This is a genomic window from Variovorax sp. Soil_C_26, from assembly GCF_057657075.1.
Window position 1 is genome coordinate 862,043 of sequence record NZ_JBDGJC010000001.1, and the last position, 14,606, is coordinate 876,648.

14 protein-coding genes are annotated in these 14,606 nt (G+C 70.0%); 8 read left to right on the forward strand and 6 right to left on the reverse strand.

Annotated features, from left to right (window positions below):
* Position 1: 1 nt before the first annotated feature.
* Positions 2-907 (reverse strand): LysR family transcriptional regulator, encoded by a 906-nt coding sequence (locus AC3A6G_RS04140; RefSeq protein WP_487873133.1) that lies wholly within the window; start codon positions 905-907, stop codon positions 2-4.
* A 127-nt stretch (positions 908-1,034) separates the two neighbouring features.
* Here AC3A6G_RS04140 and AC3A6G_RS04145 point away from each other — a divergent pair, with 127 nt between their 5' ends.
* From AC3A6G_RS04145 to AC3A6G_RS04175, 7 genes are all read left to right on the forward strand, one after another.
* Positions 1,035-3,194, forward strand: coding sequence for a thiamine pyrophosphate-dependent enzyme (locus tag AC3A6G_RS04145; protein WP_487873134.1), 2,160 nt, complete (start codon positions 1,035-1,037; stop codon positions 3,192-3,194).
* An 11-nt stretch (positions 3,195-3,205) separates the two neighbouring features.
* Entirely contained in the window at positions 3,206-4,816 is a 1,611-nt protein-coding gene (locus AC3A6G_RS04150; protein ID WP_487873135.1) for an indolepyruvate oxidoreductase subunit beta family protein, read from the forward strand.
* A gap of 23 nt (positions 4,817-4,839) precedes the next feature.
* On the forward strand, positions 4,840-5,823 hold the full coding sequence (locus tag AC3A6G_RS04155) for a Bug family tripartite tricarboxylate transporter substrate binding protein (RefSeq protein ID WP_487873136.1): 984 nt from the start codon (positions 4,840-4,842) through the stop codon (positions 5,821-5,823).
* Positions 5,823-7,001, forward strand: coding sequence for an alpha-hydroxy acid oxidase (locus AC3A6G_RS04160; RefSeq protein ID WP_487873137.1), 1,179 nt, complete (start codon positions 5,823-5,825; stop codon positions 6,999-7,001). The genes AC3A6G_RS04155 and AC3A6G_RS04160 overlap by 1 nt, the downstream gene beginning before the upstream one ends.
* Positions 6,998-7,447, forward strand: coding sequence for an acyl-CoA thioesterase (locus AC3A6G_RS04165; protein WP_487858369.1), 450 nt, complete (start codon positions 6,998-7,000; stop codon positions 7,445-7,447). Before AC3A6G_RS04160 ends, AC3A6G_RS04165 begins: the two co-directional genes overlap by 4 nt.
* A 9-nt stretch (positions 7,448-7,456) precedes the next feature.
* On the forward strand, positions 7,457-7,669 hold the full coding sequence (locus AC3A6G_RS04170) for a hypothetical protein (protein WP_487864128.1): 213 nt from the start codon (positions 7,457-7,459) through the stop codon (positions 7,667-7,669).
* A gap of 312 nt (positions 7,670-7,981) precedes the next feature.
* Complete coding sequence (locus AC3A6G_RS04175) at positions 7,982-8,233, forward strand: hypothetical protein (protein WP_487858371.1); 252 nt, start codon at positions 7,982-7,984, stop codon at positions 8,231-8,233.
* An 85-nt stretch (positions 8,234-8,318) separates the two neighbouring features.
* Here the strand turns inward: AC3A6G_RS04175 and AC3A6G_RS04180 are convergent, their stop codons facing one another.
* From AC3A6G_RS04180 to xdhC, 4 genes are all read right to left on the reverse strand, one after another.
* A complete protein-coding gene (locus AC3A6G_RS04180; protein ID WP_487873138.1) occupies positions 8,319-9,761 on the reverse strand; it encodes an NAD-dependent succinate-semialdehyde dehydrogenase in 1,443 nt (480 codons plus the stop codon).
* A 160-nt stretch (positions 9,762-9,921) separates the two neighbouring features.
* Complete coding sequence (locus AC3A6G_RS04185) at positions 9,922-11,256, reverse strand: glycerate kinase type-2 family protein (protein WP_487873139.1); 1,335 nt, start codon at positions 11,254-11,256, stop codon at positions 9,922-9,924.
* A 78-nt stretch (positions 11,257-11,334) separates the two neighbouring features.
* Complete coding sequence (locus AC3A6G_RS04190) at positions 11,335-12,543, reverse strand: urate hydroxylase PuuD (protein ID WP_487873140.1); 1,209 nt, start codon at positions 12,541-12,543, stop codon at positions 11,335-11,337.
* A gap of 221 nt (positions 12,544-12,764) precedes the next feature.
* The gene (gene xdhC, locus AC3A6G_RS04195) at positions 12,765-13,571 is read right to left on the reverse strand and encodes a xanthine dehydrogenase accessory protein XdhC (RefSeq protein WP_487873141.1); all 807 of its coding nucleotides are present in this window, start codon (positions 13,569-13,571) and stop codon (positions 12,765-12,767) included.
* A 53-nt stretch (positions 13,572-13,624) separates the two neighbouring features.
* Here xdhC and AC3A6G_RS04200 point away from each other — a divergent pair, with 53 nt between their 5' ends.
* Positions 13,625-14,122, forward strand: coding sequence for a hypothetical protein (locus AC3A6G_RS04200; protein ID WP_487873142.1), 498 nt, complete (start codon positions 13,625-13,627; stop codon positions 14,120-14,122).
* Between the two features lie 125 nt (positions 14,123-14,247).
* On the opposite strand, the gene uraH is transcribed toward AC3A6G_RS04200, so the two are convergent.
* Positions 14,248-14,598 (reverse strand): hydroxyisourate hydrolase, encoded by a 351-nt coding sequence (gene uraH / locus AC3A6G_RS04205; protein ID WP_487858377.1) that lies wholly within the window; start codon positions 14,596-14,598, stop codon positions 14,248-14,250.
* Between the last annotated feature and the right edge of the window lie 8 nt (positions 14,599-14,606).

Sequence of the window (14,606 nt, forward strand, 5' to 3'; positions counted from 1 at the left end):
CTCAGCTGCCTTCGGTGAACAGCCCCGTGATGACCTCGCGCAGCCACCGGTTCGCCGGATCGGCCTCGAAGCGCCGGCTCCAGTGCAGCGAGACCGTGAAGTCGCGCAGCGGAAACGCCGGCTCGACGATGGCGTAGCCGCCCTCCTCCGCAAAGCCGCGCGCGATGTTGCGCGGCATCACCACGGCCAGATCGGTGGCGCGCACGATCGCCGGCAGCACCATGAAGTGCTCGGTGGTGAGCCGCACGCGCTCTTCGAGGTTGAGCAGCTGCAGGATGCGCAGCGTCTCGGCATGCGTGCGCACCGCCACGTACTCGAGCGTCTGCAGCGCCTCGATCAACGCCTGGCTGCTGCGCCGCCCGCGCGCGAACGGATGGCCCTTGCGAAGCAGCACGATGTAGCGGTCCTTGAGCAGGTGCCTGCGCTGGGTGTCGCGCACCTTGGGCAGAAAACCGAAGGCGAAGTCGATGCGGCCGCTGTCGAGCGCGGGCGCGATGTCGCCCAGTGCAAGCGGCAGCGTCTCCAGCCGCACGCCGGGCGCCAGTTCGCCCAGGCGTGCCATCAGCGCGGGCAGGAAACGGCCTTCGCCGATGTCGCTCATGTGGATGCGAAACAACTTTCGCGAGGCCGCCGGCTCGAAGCGGTCGGGTTCGCTGAGCGCTTCCTCGAGGGTGCCGAGCGCGGCCTGCACTGCCGCCGCCAGCCGGTCGGCGCGCGGCGTCGGCGCCACGCCGCCCGGCGCCCGCGTGAAGAGCGCGTCCTTCAGCAGCAGGCGCAGGCGCCCGAGGCCGTGGCTCGCGGCCGGCTGCGTGAGGCCCAGCGCTTCGGCTGCGCGGCTCACGCTGCGCGCGCGGTACACCGCGTCGAACAGCCGCAGCAGGTTCAGGTCCATCGATTCAATATGCATGGCATGCATATTACTTAGCTGTCTCATTTTATTGAAGAGATGCCAGTGTCTTTGCACACTGGCGCCTGCCGCGCGAAGCCACCGGCGGAGATCAGAACAAGCCAGACAACCCCACGGAGTCATTCACTTGGAAGTTTCATTCAGCAAGGAAGTGCAGATGCTGCGCCTGGGCGCCGGCGACACCTTCCACGGCGAGGGCATCCTCGCGATCACCAAGGGCCTGCTGCAGTCGGGCGTTTCCTATGTCGGCGGCTACCAGGGCGCGCCCGTGTCGCACCTGCTGGACGTGATGGTGCAGGGCAAGGACTACATGGAAGAGCTCGGCGTCCACGTCGAGGCCTGCTCCAACGAGGCCTCGGCCGCCGCGATGCTCGGCGCGTCGATCCACTATCCGCTGCGCGGCGCGGTGACGTGGAAGTCGATCGTCGGCACCAACGTGGCGGCCGATGCGCTGTCCAACCTCTCGTCGCCGGGCGTCACGGGCGGCGTGCTGGTCGTGGTGGGCGAGGACTACGGCGAAGGCGCCAGCGTGATCCAGGAGCGCACGCACGCCTATGCGCTCAAGTCGAGCATGTGCCTCGTCGACCCGCGGCCCGACCTCGGCGTGATGGTGCGGATGGTCGAAGAGGGCTTCCTTCTATCCGAGGCCTCGAACATGCCCTGCCTCATGGAGTTGCGCATCCGCACCTGCCATGTGCGCGGCAGCTTCGACTGCAAGGACAACATCGCGCCCGCCATTTCGACGCGCGCATTGATGAGCGAGCCCGCGGGCTTCGACTACATGCGCCTCGCGCACCCGCCCGTGACCTTCCGCCACGAGAAGCTCAAGGGCGACGAACGCATTCCGGCCGCGCGCCGGCAGATCGTCGAGCGCGGCCTGAACGAGCTGATGCCGGGCCGGCGCCATGCCGACCTCGGCATCGTGGTGCAGGGCGGGCTCTACAACGCGCTGGTGCGCAGCCTTCAGCAACAGGGGCTGGCCGATGCCTTCGGCGAGACCGACATCCCGATCCTGGTGCTCAACGTGACCTATCCGCTGGTGCCCGAGCAGGTGGCCGACTTCTGCGTCGGCAAGCGCGCGGTGCTGGTGGTCGAGGAAGGCCAGCCCGAGTACATCGAGCAGGACATCGCGACGCTGCTGCGCCGGCGGGACATCCAGACGCCGCTGCACGGCAAGGACATGCTGCCCGCGGCGGGCGAGTACGGCGTCGAGGTGCTGTCGGGCGGCATTGGCACCTTTGCGGCCCGGTACCTCGGCACCAGCGACGTCGCTTCGTCGGCCGAGGCCTGGCTGGCCGGCAACCGCGAGCGCCGCGAGGCCGTGGCGCGCCAGCTCGAGGTGGCGCTGCCCGCGCGGCCGCCGAGCTTCTGCGTGGGCTGCCCCGAGCGGCCGGTGTTCTCGGCCCTCAAGCTCGCGCAGCAGGAGACGGGGCCAGTGCACATTGCTGCCGACATCGGCTGCCATGCCTTCGGCACCTTCGAGCCGTTCTCGATGGGGCATTCGATCCTCGGCTACGGCATGAGCCTCGCGAGCCGCGCCGGCGTGGCGCCGATGATGAACCGGCGCACGCTGTCGATCATGGGCGACGGCGGCTTCTGGCACAACGGCCTGCTCACGGGCGTGCAGAGCGCGCTGTTCAACGGCGACGACGCGGTGCTCGTCATCTTCAAGAACGGCTACACCTCGGCCACCGGCACGCAGGACATCATCTCTACGCCCGACGACGAGATGAAGGAACGCGCGGTCGACAAGCAGCAGAGCCTGGTCGACAAGAACCAGACCATCGAGTCCACGCTCAAGGGCCTGGGCGTGCAGTGGCTGCGCACCGTCACCACCTACGAAGTGGAGCGCATGCGCAAGACGCTGACCGATGCGCTCACGAGCGACTTCAACGGCCTGAAGGTGGTGATCGCCGAGGGCGAGTGCCAGCTCGAGCGCCAGCGGCGCATCAAGCCCTGGATCGCGAGCTTGCTCAAGAAAGGCGAGCGGGTGGTGCGCGTGAAGTACGGCGTGGACGAGGACGTGTGCAACGGCGACCACGCCTGCATCCGCCTGTCGGGCTGCCCGACGCTCACGCTGAAGGACAACCCCGATCCGCTCAAGGTCGACCCGGTGGCCACGGTGATCGACGGCTGCGTGGGCTGCGGCCTGTGCGGCGAGAACGCCCATGCGGCCACGCTGTGCCCGAGCTTCTACCGCGCCGAGGTGGTGCAGAACCCGAAGTGGCACGAGCGGCTGCTGCACGGCGTGCGCGGTGCCTTGGTGCGCGCGCTGCAACCGGCCTGAAGGACATGACGATGAACAACGCACAACCCATCACCCTGCTCGTCTGCGCCCTCGGCGGCGAAGGCGGCGGCGTGCTGACCGAATGGCTGGTCGAGACCGCGCGCCACGCGGGCTACGCGGCGCAGAGCACCTCGATTCCCGGCGTCGCGCAGCGCACCGGTGCCACCACCTACTACATCGAGGTCTTTCCTGTGCCGCTCGCGCAGCTCGGCGGGCGGCGCCCGGTGTTCAGCCTGAGCCCGGTGCCGGGCGCGCTCGATGCGATCGTCTCCTCGGAGCTGCTCGAGACCGCGCGCCAGATCGGCAACGGCATGAGCGCGCCGCTGCGCACGCTGGTCATCAGCTCGTCGGCGCGCATCCTCACCACGGCCGAGCGCATGGTGCCCGGCGACGGCCGCGCCGACGCCGAGCGCCTGGTCGACGTGGTCAAGGCCTTCAGCCGCGAGCACCATGTGTTCGACATGAACGCCATCGCGCGCGAAGCCGGCACCGTGGTCAGCGCGGTGATGCTCGGCGCCGTCGCGGGCAGCGGACTGTTCCCGTTTCCGCGCGAGGCCTACGAGCACGTGGTGCGCGGGGGCAGCGCACCCGAGAAGCTCGGCAGGATGGCCGCCGCCAGCCTGCGCGGATTCGCTGCCGCCTTCGGCGCCGTGCATGCGCCGCGTGCGCAGGCTGCGTTCGTGAGCAGCGTGCTCGCCGCCGAGGGCAGCGAGGCGCCACCGCCGGCACGCGCGCTGCCGGCCGACCTCGCGCAGCGCTTTCCGCCCGCGGTGCACGACATGCTCGCGCTCGGCCACGCGCGCGTGTGCGACTACCAGGACGCCGCCTACGCAGCGCTCTACGCCGACCGGCTCGCGAAGCTGCTCGATGCCGAACGCGCGGCCGATCCGTCGGGCGCGCAGGGCTTCGCGATCACGCGCGAGGTCGCGCGCTGGCTCGCGCTGTGGATGGCCTTCGACGACATCGTTCGGGTCGCGGCGCTCAAGGGCCGCGCGAGCCGCGCCGAGCGCGTGCGCGCCGAGGTGCGTGCGGGCAGCGACGACATCCTGAAGGTCTACGACCACTTCAAGCCCGGCTCGGCCGAGTTCGCGGCGCTGCTGCCGCCCGCGCTCGCGCGCCGCGTGGCGGCGTGGGACCGGAAGCGGCAGGCGCGAGGGCGCGAACCGTGGTCGATGCCGCTCAAGGTCGGCAGCCACTCGGTGCTCGGCATGGCGTCGCTGCGCCTCTTGTCCTCGCTCAAGTGGCTGCGCCGCCGCGGCAGCCGCTTCGCCGAGGAGCAGGCGCTGATCGAGCGCTGGCTCGCGGCCGTGGAACGCGGCACGCGCGAGGGCTGGACGCTCGGGCGCGAGCTGGCACTGTGCGGGCGGCTCATCAAGGGCTACGGCAGCACCAACGAACGCGGCAAGCACAACCTGCTGCACGTGATCGACGAACTCGCGGGCCGCCCGGGCCTGCCCGCTGCGGCCCGCGCCGAGGCCATTGCCGCGGCCCGTGAAGCGGCGCTCGCGGACGAGGGCGGCAAGGCGCTCGACGCGGCGCTGGTGCGCCATGGCGCGGCGCCGCGGCCGGTGCAGGCGCAGCCCATCCGCTGGATGAAGCGCCCGCCGACGCTCAAGGTTTGATTCCAAAAAAAAGGAGACACACGATGTTCATCAACCCCACTCCCCTGCTGCGGCGCCTTGGCCTGCCGTGGCTCGCCGCCGCCGCGCTGTTGGCGCCGGCCCATGCCGCCGACTGGCCGGCCAAGCCGATCAAGGTGATCGTCAACTTCCCGGCCGGCGGTGCGGCCGACCAGATCGCGCGGGCCGTCTCGCAGCCGCTGCAGGAGCTGTTGAAGCAGCCCGTGGTGATCGAGAACCGCGGCGGCGCCAACGGCAACCTCGGCGGCGAGGTGGTCGCGCGCGCGCCGGCCGACGGCTACACGCTGCTCATGAGCTCGGGCGGCATGGTGTCGGTGAACCCGCACATCTACCAGCGCATGAGCTTCGACCCGGCGAAGGACCTGACGCCGGTGGCCGCGGCCGCGCGCGTGCTGGTGTTCCTGGTCGCGCGGCCCTCGTTGCCGCCGACGGACGTGGCGCAGTTCATCGCGCACCTGAAAGCCAACCCCGGCAAGCTGTCGTACGGCTCGCCCGGCAACGGCAGCTCGCCGCACCTCGCGGGCGAGATGTTCAAGAGCCAGGCGGGCGTATTCGCGCTGCACGTGCCCTACCGCGGCGCCGCACCGGCGCTGCAGGACCTGCTGGCCGGGCAGATCGACTATGTCTTCGACCCCGGCATCGCGCTCGGGCAGGTGCGCGCGGGCAAGCTCCGGCTGCTCGCCGTGGGCAGCCCCAAGCGCTCGGCGCTCTTCCCGCAGGTGCCCACGCTCGACGAGGCCGGCCTGCGCGGCTTCGACGCGGACACCGTGTTCGGTTTCTACGCGCCGGCCGGCACGCCGCCCGAGGTGGTGGCGCTGCTCAACACGCAGATCAACCGCACACTGGCGATGCCGGCCGTGCAGGAGCGCATCGCGGCGCTCGGCGGCGAGGCGCTGCCCGGTTCGCCGGCCGCGTTCCAGCAACGCGCCGCGGCCGATTCCGAGCGCTTCGGCGCAGTGATCCGCGAGCGGAAGATCGTCTCCGACTGATGGCCCTGCTCAATGTGGACGACCACCGGCGCCGCGCGCGCCGGGTGCTGCCGCGCCTGGTGTTCGACTATGTCGACGGCGGCGCGGAAGACGAACGCTGCATGCAGCGCAACCTCGACGCGCTCGCGGCGCTGCCGCTGGTGCCCGAATGCCTGCGCGACACCCGCGCGATGGACATCGGCATCGAACTCTTCGAGCGCCGATGGCAGGCGCCCTTCGCGGTTGCGCCGATCGGCCTTGCGGGGCTGGTGCGCCCGCGCGCGGATGCGCTGATGGCGCGCGCCGCGCAGGCCGCGGGCGTGCCCTTCATCCTCTCGACCGCGTCGAACACCCGCATCGAGGACGTGCGCGCGGCCGCACCCGACGCCATGCTCTGGATGCAGCTCTACGTGATGGGCGAGCGCGCGATCGCCGAGCGCGTGGTGCGGCGTGCCCGCGCGGCCGGTTTCGAGGCACTGGTGCTCACCGTCGACGTGCCGGTGGGCGGGCTGCGCGAGCGCGACCTGCGCCACGGATTTCGCGTGCCGATGCGCCTGACGCCGCGCACGCTCGCCGACATGGCGCTGCACCCCGCGTGGCTGCTGCGGCAGGCGCGCGGCGGCACGCCGCAGTTCGTCAACCTGCTGCCCGACGGCGATGCGCCGGTCGACGCCCAGGCCCAGGCCGCGCTGCTCTCGCGCACGATGGACCGCGGCCTCACCTGGGAAAGCCTGGGCTGGCTGCGCAGCCTCTGGGACGGGCCGCTGCTGGTCAAGGGCCTGCTGGGTGCCGCGGATGCGCGGCGGGCGCTGCAACACGGCGCGGACGGCATCGTGGTGTCGAACCACGGCGGGCGCCAGCTCGATGCGGCCCCGGCCAGCATCGGCGCACTGCCCGCCATCCTCGACGCCGTGGGCGGACGCATCCCGGTGCTGGTGGACGGCGGCATCCGGCGCGGCAGCGACGTCGTGAAGGCGCTCGCGCTCGGTGCGCGCGCGGCGCTGGTGGGCCGGGCGCCGCTGTTCGGCCTTGCGAGCGGCGGCGAAGACGGTGCGCGCGCCGTGCTGCAGCTGCTCGCGGCCGAAACCGAGCGGACGATGACCCTCGTGGGCGCCGCCTGCGTGGCCGAACTCGGCCTGCGGCACGTCGACAAGCCCGAGCCAGCGCCCCGTTTGCTCCCAACGAAAATGACCGCATGACAACAAGCAGCAACGCACCCTCCATCGTCTACACCGTGCGCGTCGAATTCGGCGACTGCGACCCCGCCGGCATCGTCTGGTTTCCCAACTTCTTCCGCTGGATCGATGCGGCCTCGCGCCATTTCTTTGCCGAATGCGGCGTGCCGCGCTGGGAAGACACCGCCAAGACGCTCGGCGTGATCGGCACGCCGCTGGTCGACACGCACACGCGCTTCGTCAAGGCCGCGAGCTACGGCGACACGCTGCAGGTGGCGGTGCGCGTGACCGAATGGCGCGAGAAGAGCTTCGTGCAGGCCTACCGCGTGACGCGCGGCGACGACCTGATCCTCGAGTGCGAGGAAGTGCGCATCTTTGCGGCGAAGCGCGAGGGTGGCGGCATTCGCGCGGTGCCGATCCCGCCGCAGATCCGGGCGCTGTGCGAGGCGCCCGGCACCCCGGCTGCTTAGAATGGCCGGATGACCTGGCGCATTCTTCTCCTTCCGCTCGCATTGCTCGCCGCCGCCGGTTGCGCGGCCCCCAACGAAGTGGTGCCGCTTGGCGACGGGGTCTTGCGCGCCATGACGTATGTGCAGGCCGACGACTACTGCCGCGCGCGAAACGCCACGCCGAAATGGCTCGGCAGGGCGCAGGCCGAGCAGGGCGTGCGGTTCGAGTGCACGCGCGACTGACCTTCGTTCATGTCCGGTCTTCGGGTTGACGCACCCATGATGCAATGCAACAATTGTGAAATCTTCACTTCGGAGCCTCGTGCGTGGACAGTGCCAGTTGGATCAGTGACAAGACGCGTGCCTCGGCAGGCGTGACACACCCGGCTCTCTAGCGCAGGCTTCTCCCGCGCTGCAGCCTGTGTGCCCGCAGCGCGCCCCTTGCCTTTCATGGCAAGCGGCTCCCCCCGATTTCGCCCGTTCTCGTCGCTGACGTTTCAAGTCAGCTTGCGTGGTCATGCCACGAGGTTTCCCTCTTCGCGAAGGAGCCTTGTCATGCGTCAGTTTTACCGTCGTCCGTTGCAGCAGCAACAAGAGCAGCAGCAACAACAACAAGCCGTGCAGCAGGTGCGGCCGCACGTGCAGGCGGCAGAGCTGCGTGCGCCAGGTCGTGCCGCGCCCCCTCCCGGCAGCGAGGCGCCCTCTGCGGGCGGCGCGCTGGACCAGGCCGCCGCGCTGTGGACCACGCGGCGCATCCGCAGCTACCTGCGCCTGGTCGATGCTTCGCCTGGGCCTTCCGAGCGCTGAGTGCCAGATGCCATAGAAAAAGCGGCACCGCGTTACAGCGGTGCCGCTTTTTTTTTCAGCGCGGCACGGATGCCGCGCCGGCGTCTCAGACGCCGAGGATCGACACCGCCTTGGTGTTGAGATAGGCCTCGAGTGCCTCGGGGCCGCCTTCCGAGCCATAGCCCGAATCCTTCACGCCGCCGAACGGCATTTCGGGCGACGGGGTGGCCGGCTGGTTGATCCAGAGCATGCCGAGCTCGAGCTTCTGGCTCAGCAGGTGCGCGTTCTTGATCGACTTGGTGAAGGCGTAGCCGGCCAGGCCGAACGGCAGGCGGTTGGCTTCGGCGATGGCTTCGTCGAGCGTGTCGAAGCCGCGGATCGCCGCGATCGGGCCGAAGGGTTCGTTATTGAACACGTCGGCATCGAGCGGCACGTCAGTCAGCACCGTGGGGGCGAAGAAGTTGCCCGAGTCGCCGACGCGTTCGCCGCCGGTCGCCACGGTGGCGCCCTTCTTGCGCGCATCTTCGAGCACGTGGGCCATGGCAGTGAGGCGGCGTGCGTTGGCGAGCGGGCCGAGCGTGGTGCCCTCGGCGAGGCCGTCGCCGAGCTTCAGGCCCTCGGCATGCTTGACCATGGCCTTGGCGAATTCCTCGCGCACGCTGTTGTGCACCAGGAAGCGCGTGGGCGAGATGCAGACCTGGCCCGCGTTGCGGAACTTGGCGGCACCGGCGGCCTTGACGGCCAGGGCCACGTCGGCGTCCTCGGCCACGATCACGGGGGCATGGCCGCCCAGCTCCATCGTCACGCGCTTCATGTGCGAGCCCGCCAGCGCGGCGAGCTGCTTGCCGACCGGGGTGGAGCCGGTGAAGGTGACCTTGCGGATGATCGGGTGCGCGATCAGGTAGTTCGAGATCTCGGCCGGGTTGCCGAACACCAGGCCCACGGTGCCGGGCGGAATGCCGGCGTCGACGAAGGCGCGCAGCAGTTCGGCGGGCGAGGCCGGGGTTTCCTCGGGTGCCTTCACGAGGAACGAGCAGCCGGTGGCCAGCGCGGCGCCGAGCTTGCGCACCACCTGGTTGATCGGGAAGTTCCACGGCGTGAACGCGGCGACCGGGCCCAGCGGCTCCTTGATCACGAGCTGCTGCGCGGCCAGGTTGCGCGAGGGCACGATGCGGCCGTAGACGCGGCGGCCTTCGTCGGCGAACCATTCGATGATGTCGGCCGCGGCCAGGGTCTCGCCCTTGGCTTCGGCGAGCGGCTTGCCCTGCTCCTGCGTCAACAGCTTGGCGATGTCGCCGGCGCGCTCGCGAATCAGGCCGGCGGCGCGGCGCATGACGGCGGCGCGCTCGTGGGCCGGCGTGTTGCGCCAGGCTTCGAAGCCGCGCTGTGCAGCAGCCAGTGCGCGGTCGAGGTCGGCGATGCTGGCATGCGCCACCTTGCCGATGGCCTTGCCGGTGGCAGGGTTCACGACGTCCAGCGTCTTGCCGCCGGTGGCATCGACCCATTCGTTGTCGATCAGCAGGCGGGTGTCGGTGTAGGTGGCGGTCATGACGAGCTATTCCTTCGGGACGGGATGATGAAAACGGGGGATGAATCTGGATACGCGATGCGGCACCATCGTGGTGCGCCAGCGGCGGCGGCGGCAATGCACCGCCAGGGCGTAGATTAACCCGAGTTCGCCGACCTCGCCGGCCGCGCGGTCGCACTGCTTAAAGAATGAGCAGCGCCCGGAAGTCGTTCACGTTGGTGTTCGTCGGCCCGGTGACGAACAGGTCGCCGATGGCGTCGAAGTAGCCGTAGGCGTCGTTGCGGTCGAGGTGGTCCGACAGCTTGCGGCCGGCCGCCGCTGCGCGCGCCAGCGTGTCGGGCGTGACGAAGGCGCCGGCGTTGTCCTCCACGCCGTCGATGCCGTCGGTGTCGGCCGCCAGCGCCCAGACCTGTTGCTGGCCCATGAGCGCGCCGGCCAGCCCCATGCAGAGTTCGCCCGCGCGCCCACCGCGGCCCTTGGCCTGGCCGGGCTGGCGCGCACGCACCGTGACCGTGGTCTCGCCGCCCGAGAGCAGCACGCAGGGCCGGGCGAACGGCTGGCCGCGGTGCGCCACGGCGCGCGCCAGTGCCGCATGCACCTTGCCGACCTCGCGCGATTCGCCCTCGATTTCGTCGCTGAGGATGTGGGCCTCTATGCCGGCCGCGCGCGCGGCCGCGGCGGCCGCTTCGAGCGACTGTTGCGGCGTGGCGATCATGTGGACCTCGTGGCCCGCGAACACCGTGTCGCCCGGCTTCGGCGTCTCGAGTTCGCCGCTTTCGAGCTGTGCGCGCACGGGCGGCGGCACCTCGATGCGGTAGCGGTCGAGGATCGCCAGCGCCTCGGCGCAGGTGGTGGCGTCGGGCACGGTGGGGCCGCTCGCGATCACGGCCGGATCGTCGCCGGGCACGTCGCTGATCGTGAGCGTGACGACGCGCGCCGGCGCGCAGGCCGCGGCCAGCCGCCCGCCCTTGATGCGCGACAGGTGCTTGCGCACGCAGTTCATCTCGCCGATGTGCGCGCCGCTGTCGAGCAGCTGCTTGTTGATGCGCTGCTTGTCCTCGAGCGTGAGGCCCTCGGCCGGCAGCACCAGCAGCGACGAACCGCCACCCGAGATCAGGCACAACACCAGGTCGTCGGCCGTGAGCCCTTCGGCGAGCGCGAGGATGCGCGCCGCGGCCTGCTGCCCGGCCGCATCGGGCACGGGGTGCGCGGCCTCGACGATCTCGATGCGCTCGGGCACGCCTTCGGGGCGCGGCGGAATGTGGCCATAGCGCGTGACGACCAGGCCCGCGAGCGGAGCATCGGCCGGCCACAGCGCCTCGAGCGCCTGCACCATCGAGGCGCCGGCCTTGCCCGCGCCGAGCACCAGCGTTCGGCCCTTGGGCGGCTTCGGCAGGTGCGCGCCGAGCGTTGACAGCGGCAGCGCGCGGTCGACGGCCACGCGATAAAGATGTTCAAGAAAGGCGCGCGGTTCTTGGCGCGGATCGGGGGCGGCAGGCAGGGTCGATGCGGTCATGCTTGGCTTGTGTCTCCTGCCTGTGATTGTGCGGCGAACCACGAACCGGGCTCTTGACCGCGCTCGCCGTTTTTCTGCTTACTTGGTTTTTGCGCCGGCCTGGAACCAGCGGCCGATCAGCGCGCGCTCCTCGTCGGTCATGCCCGTGGCGTTGTTCATCGGCATGATCTTCGTGACCGTCACCTGCTGGTAGATCGCCTGCGCATGCGCGGTCACCTGGTCGGGCGTATCGACGCGCACGTTCTTCATCTGCACGCCGGCGCCGTGGCACATGTAGCAGCGCTGCTCGAGCACCTTCTGCACGTCCTGGAACGCCACGGCCGGCGCAGCGGCCGCGCCCGCGGCAGGGGCGGCCGCCGGCTTGGGCTTCATCCACACGATCGTGAGGCCGAGCACCACGATGCCGATCAGCGCATAGGGCAGCGGGTTGCGCGCATTGCCGAGCTTGAAGCGGTGGCGCACCACGAAGAACTGCCGAATCGCCGCGCCGCCCAGCATGATGAGCAGCAGCACGATCCAGTTGTGCTCGTGCGTGTAGGTGAAGCTGTAGTGGTTGCTCAGCATCGCGAACAGCACCGGCAGCGTGAAGTAGGTGTTGTGCACGCTGCGCTGCTTGCCGCGCTGGCCGTGCACCGGGTCGACCGGGCGGCCTTCGCGCAGCGCCTGGACGTTCTTGCGCTGGCCCGGGATGATCCAGAAGAACACGTTGCCGCTCATCGTGGTGGCCATCATCGCGCCCACCAGCAGGAAGGCCGCGCGGCCCGCGAACCACTGGCATGCGAGCCAGGTCGCGAACACGATGAACAGCGCGATCAGCACGCCGACGATGGTGTCGCCGTTCTTGCGGCGGCCGAAGACCTGGCAGATGCCGTCGTAGACCATCCAGAACACGACGAAGAAGGCCAGCGCCACGCCGATGGCCGCGCCGGGCTGCCAGTCCATCTTCGACTTGTCGATCAGGTAGGTGCTGGCGTTCCAGAGGTACGACATGGTGAAGAGCGCGAAGCCCGTGATCCACGTGCTGTAGCTCTCCCAGTAGGACCAGTGCAGGTGGTCCGGCAGCTTCTTCGGTGCCAGCGCGTACTTCTGCATGTTGTAGAAGCCGCCGCCGTGCACGGCCCATTGCTCGCCGCCCACGCCCTTGTCGAGCGATTCGGCGTCCTGCGGCTTCTCGAGGCTGTTGTCCAGCATCACGAAGTAGAACGACGCGCCGATCCACGCGATGGCCGTGATGACGTGGACCCAGCGCAGCAGCAGGTTGGCCCAGTCGAGGTAGTAGCTTTCCATGGGTGCTCTCTCAGCCCGTTCGGCGCGGGGGCACGCCGGGCACGGGTTTCTTCTTCAGCCTGCTCACCACTGCGGGCGCTGTAAGCAGAGAAAGTGCCGCGAACGCAGGCTCCGGATGGGCCTCGCTCCGCTGCGGCGGGGACTTGTGGACCGAAAGTGTATACAGTTTTGACGGATGGCGGGTCGATTTTTTGAGGGCCCCGCTGCCGGGAAAACCCTGTTCATCCGAGCGATTGCAACAACTGTGCCGCCACCGCCACCGCGATCACCTCGGGCTCCTTGCCGGTGATGCCGGGCACGCCGATCGGGCAGGTGATGCGCGCGAGTTCGTCGGGTCCGAAGCCGCGCGCCTCGAGCCGGTGGCGAAACGTGGCCCATTTCGTCTTGCTGCCGATCAGCCCGACATAGGGCAGGTCGCCGCGTTCGCGCAGGCGCTTGAGGCAGGCGATCACGATGTCGAGGTCCTCGGCATGGCTGAAACTCATGATCAGCACGCGGCTGTCCGGCGCGAGCCCGGCCACCGCATCCTGCACCGGGTCGGAATGCTCGGTCTCGACCTGCGCGGGCAGCGCCTCGGGAAACACGCCGTCGCGGCTGTCGATCCAGCGCACCCGGAACGGCAGGCCTGCGAGCAGCCGCGCGAGCGCGGCGCCCACGTGGCCGCCGCCGAACAGCGCCACCGGATGCATCTGCGCCACGAGTTCGCGCTGCAGGGCCGGCGCATCGGCCGCCGTGATGCGGCGGTACGACAGGAACATCACGCCGCCGCAGCACTGTCCCAGGCTCGGGCCGAGCGGATAGCGCCGGATGCCGTCGATCGATGGCCCGCCGGCCAGCATGTCGCGCGCGGCCTGGATCGCCTGGAACTCGAGCTGCCCGCCGCCGATGGTGCCCGCGATCGCGTCGGCCCAGACCGCCATCCAGGTGCCGGCCTCGCGCGGCGCCGAGCCTTGCGTCGATTCGACCCGCACGAGCACCGCGTCCTCGCGCTGAAGACGGGCCAGCAGGGGATCGAGCGTACCGCTCATGGCAAATACCTTCGGTTGCGGGGCACCGCGGGAGTCACGGTATAACCCCGGCGATGAATCTTCAGCTTACGCCGCGCCGCCTTGCCCTGCTCGCCTCGTCCCTTTGCGCCCTTTGGCTGGCCGGATGCGGCACCACCGGATCGGTGCCTGGCCAGTTGAGCAGCGCCACCGCCGAGCGCAGCGCTGGCGGCCCCGCGCCGCGCGCATCGGGCGCATCGAGCGCGCGCGACTACCGCCGCGACGCCGCGCGCCACATCTACGAGATCAACCGTTCGCGCGTCTACGGCGGCCAGTTGCCGCCGCTGCTGTATGCGGTCGGCACGCTGCAGGTGAACCTCGATGCCGGCGGCAAGGTGGTTTCGATGCACTGGCTGCGCGCGCCGAAGCATGCACCCGAGGTCATCGCCGAGATCGAGCGCGCCGTGCTCCAGGCCGCGCCCTTCCCGGCCGCCACGCGCCTGGGCGCGGTGACCTGGACCGACACCTGGCTGTGGGACAAGAGCGGGCGCTTCCAACTCGACACTTTGACCGAAGGCCAGCTCGCGCAGTAGCTGCGGGCCTTGCTCCCAACCCTTCCGAGGGAGGGTTGGGGTGGGGGCACGCGGCGCTTCCATCGGGCGCCGGGGCTGCCCCCATCCCAGCCTTCCCCCAGCGGGGGAAGGAGAAAGACAAGCACTCACGAGCCGCGGTAGGTGGAATAGCTCCACGGGCTCACCAGCAGCGGCACGTGGTAGTGCTGGTCGGCATGCGCCACGCCGAAGTCCAGCGACACCTTGTTGAGGAAGTTCGGCTCGGGCAGCTGCACGCCGCGCGCCTTGAAATACCCCGCCACGTCGAACACCAGCCGGTAGGTGCCGGCCCGGAGCGACTGGTTGTCGTAGAGCGGACCGTCGCTGCGACCGTCCGAATTCAGCGTGAAGCGCTTCACCAGCGTGGCGGTGTCGCCGTCGGTGGTGTAGAGCGCCACGTCCATCCCGGCCGCGGGGCCGCCGTGCATCGTGTCCAGTACGTGGGTGCTCAGGCCCATGAGGGGCT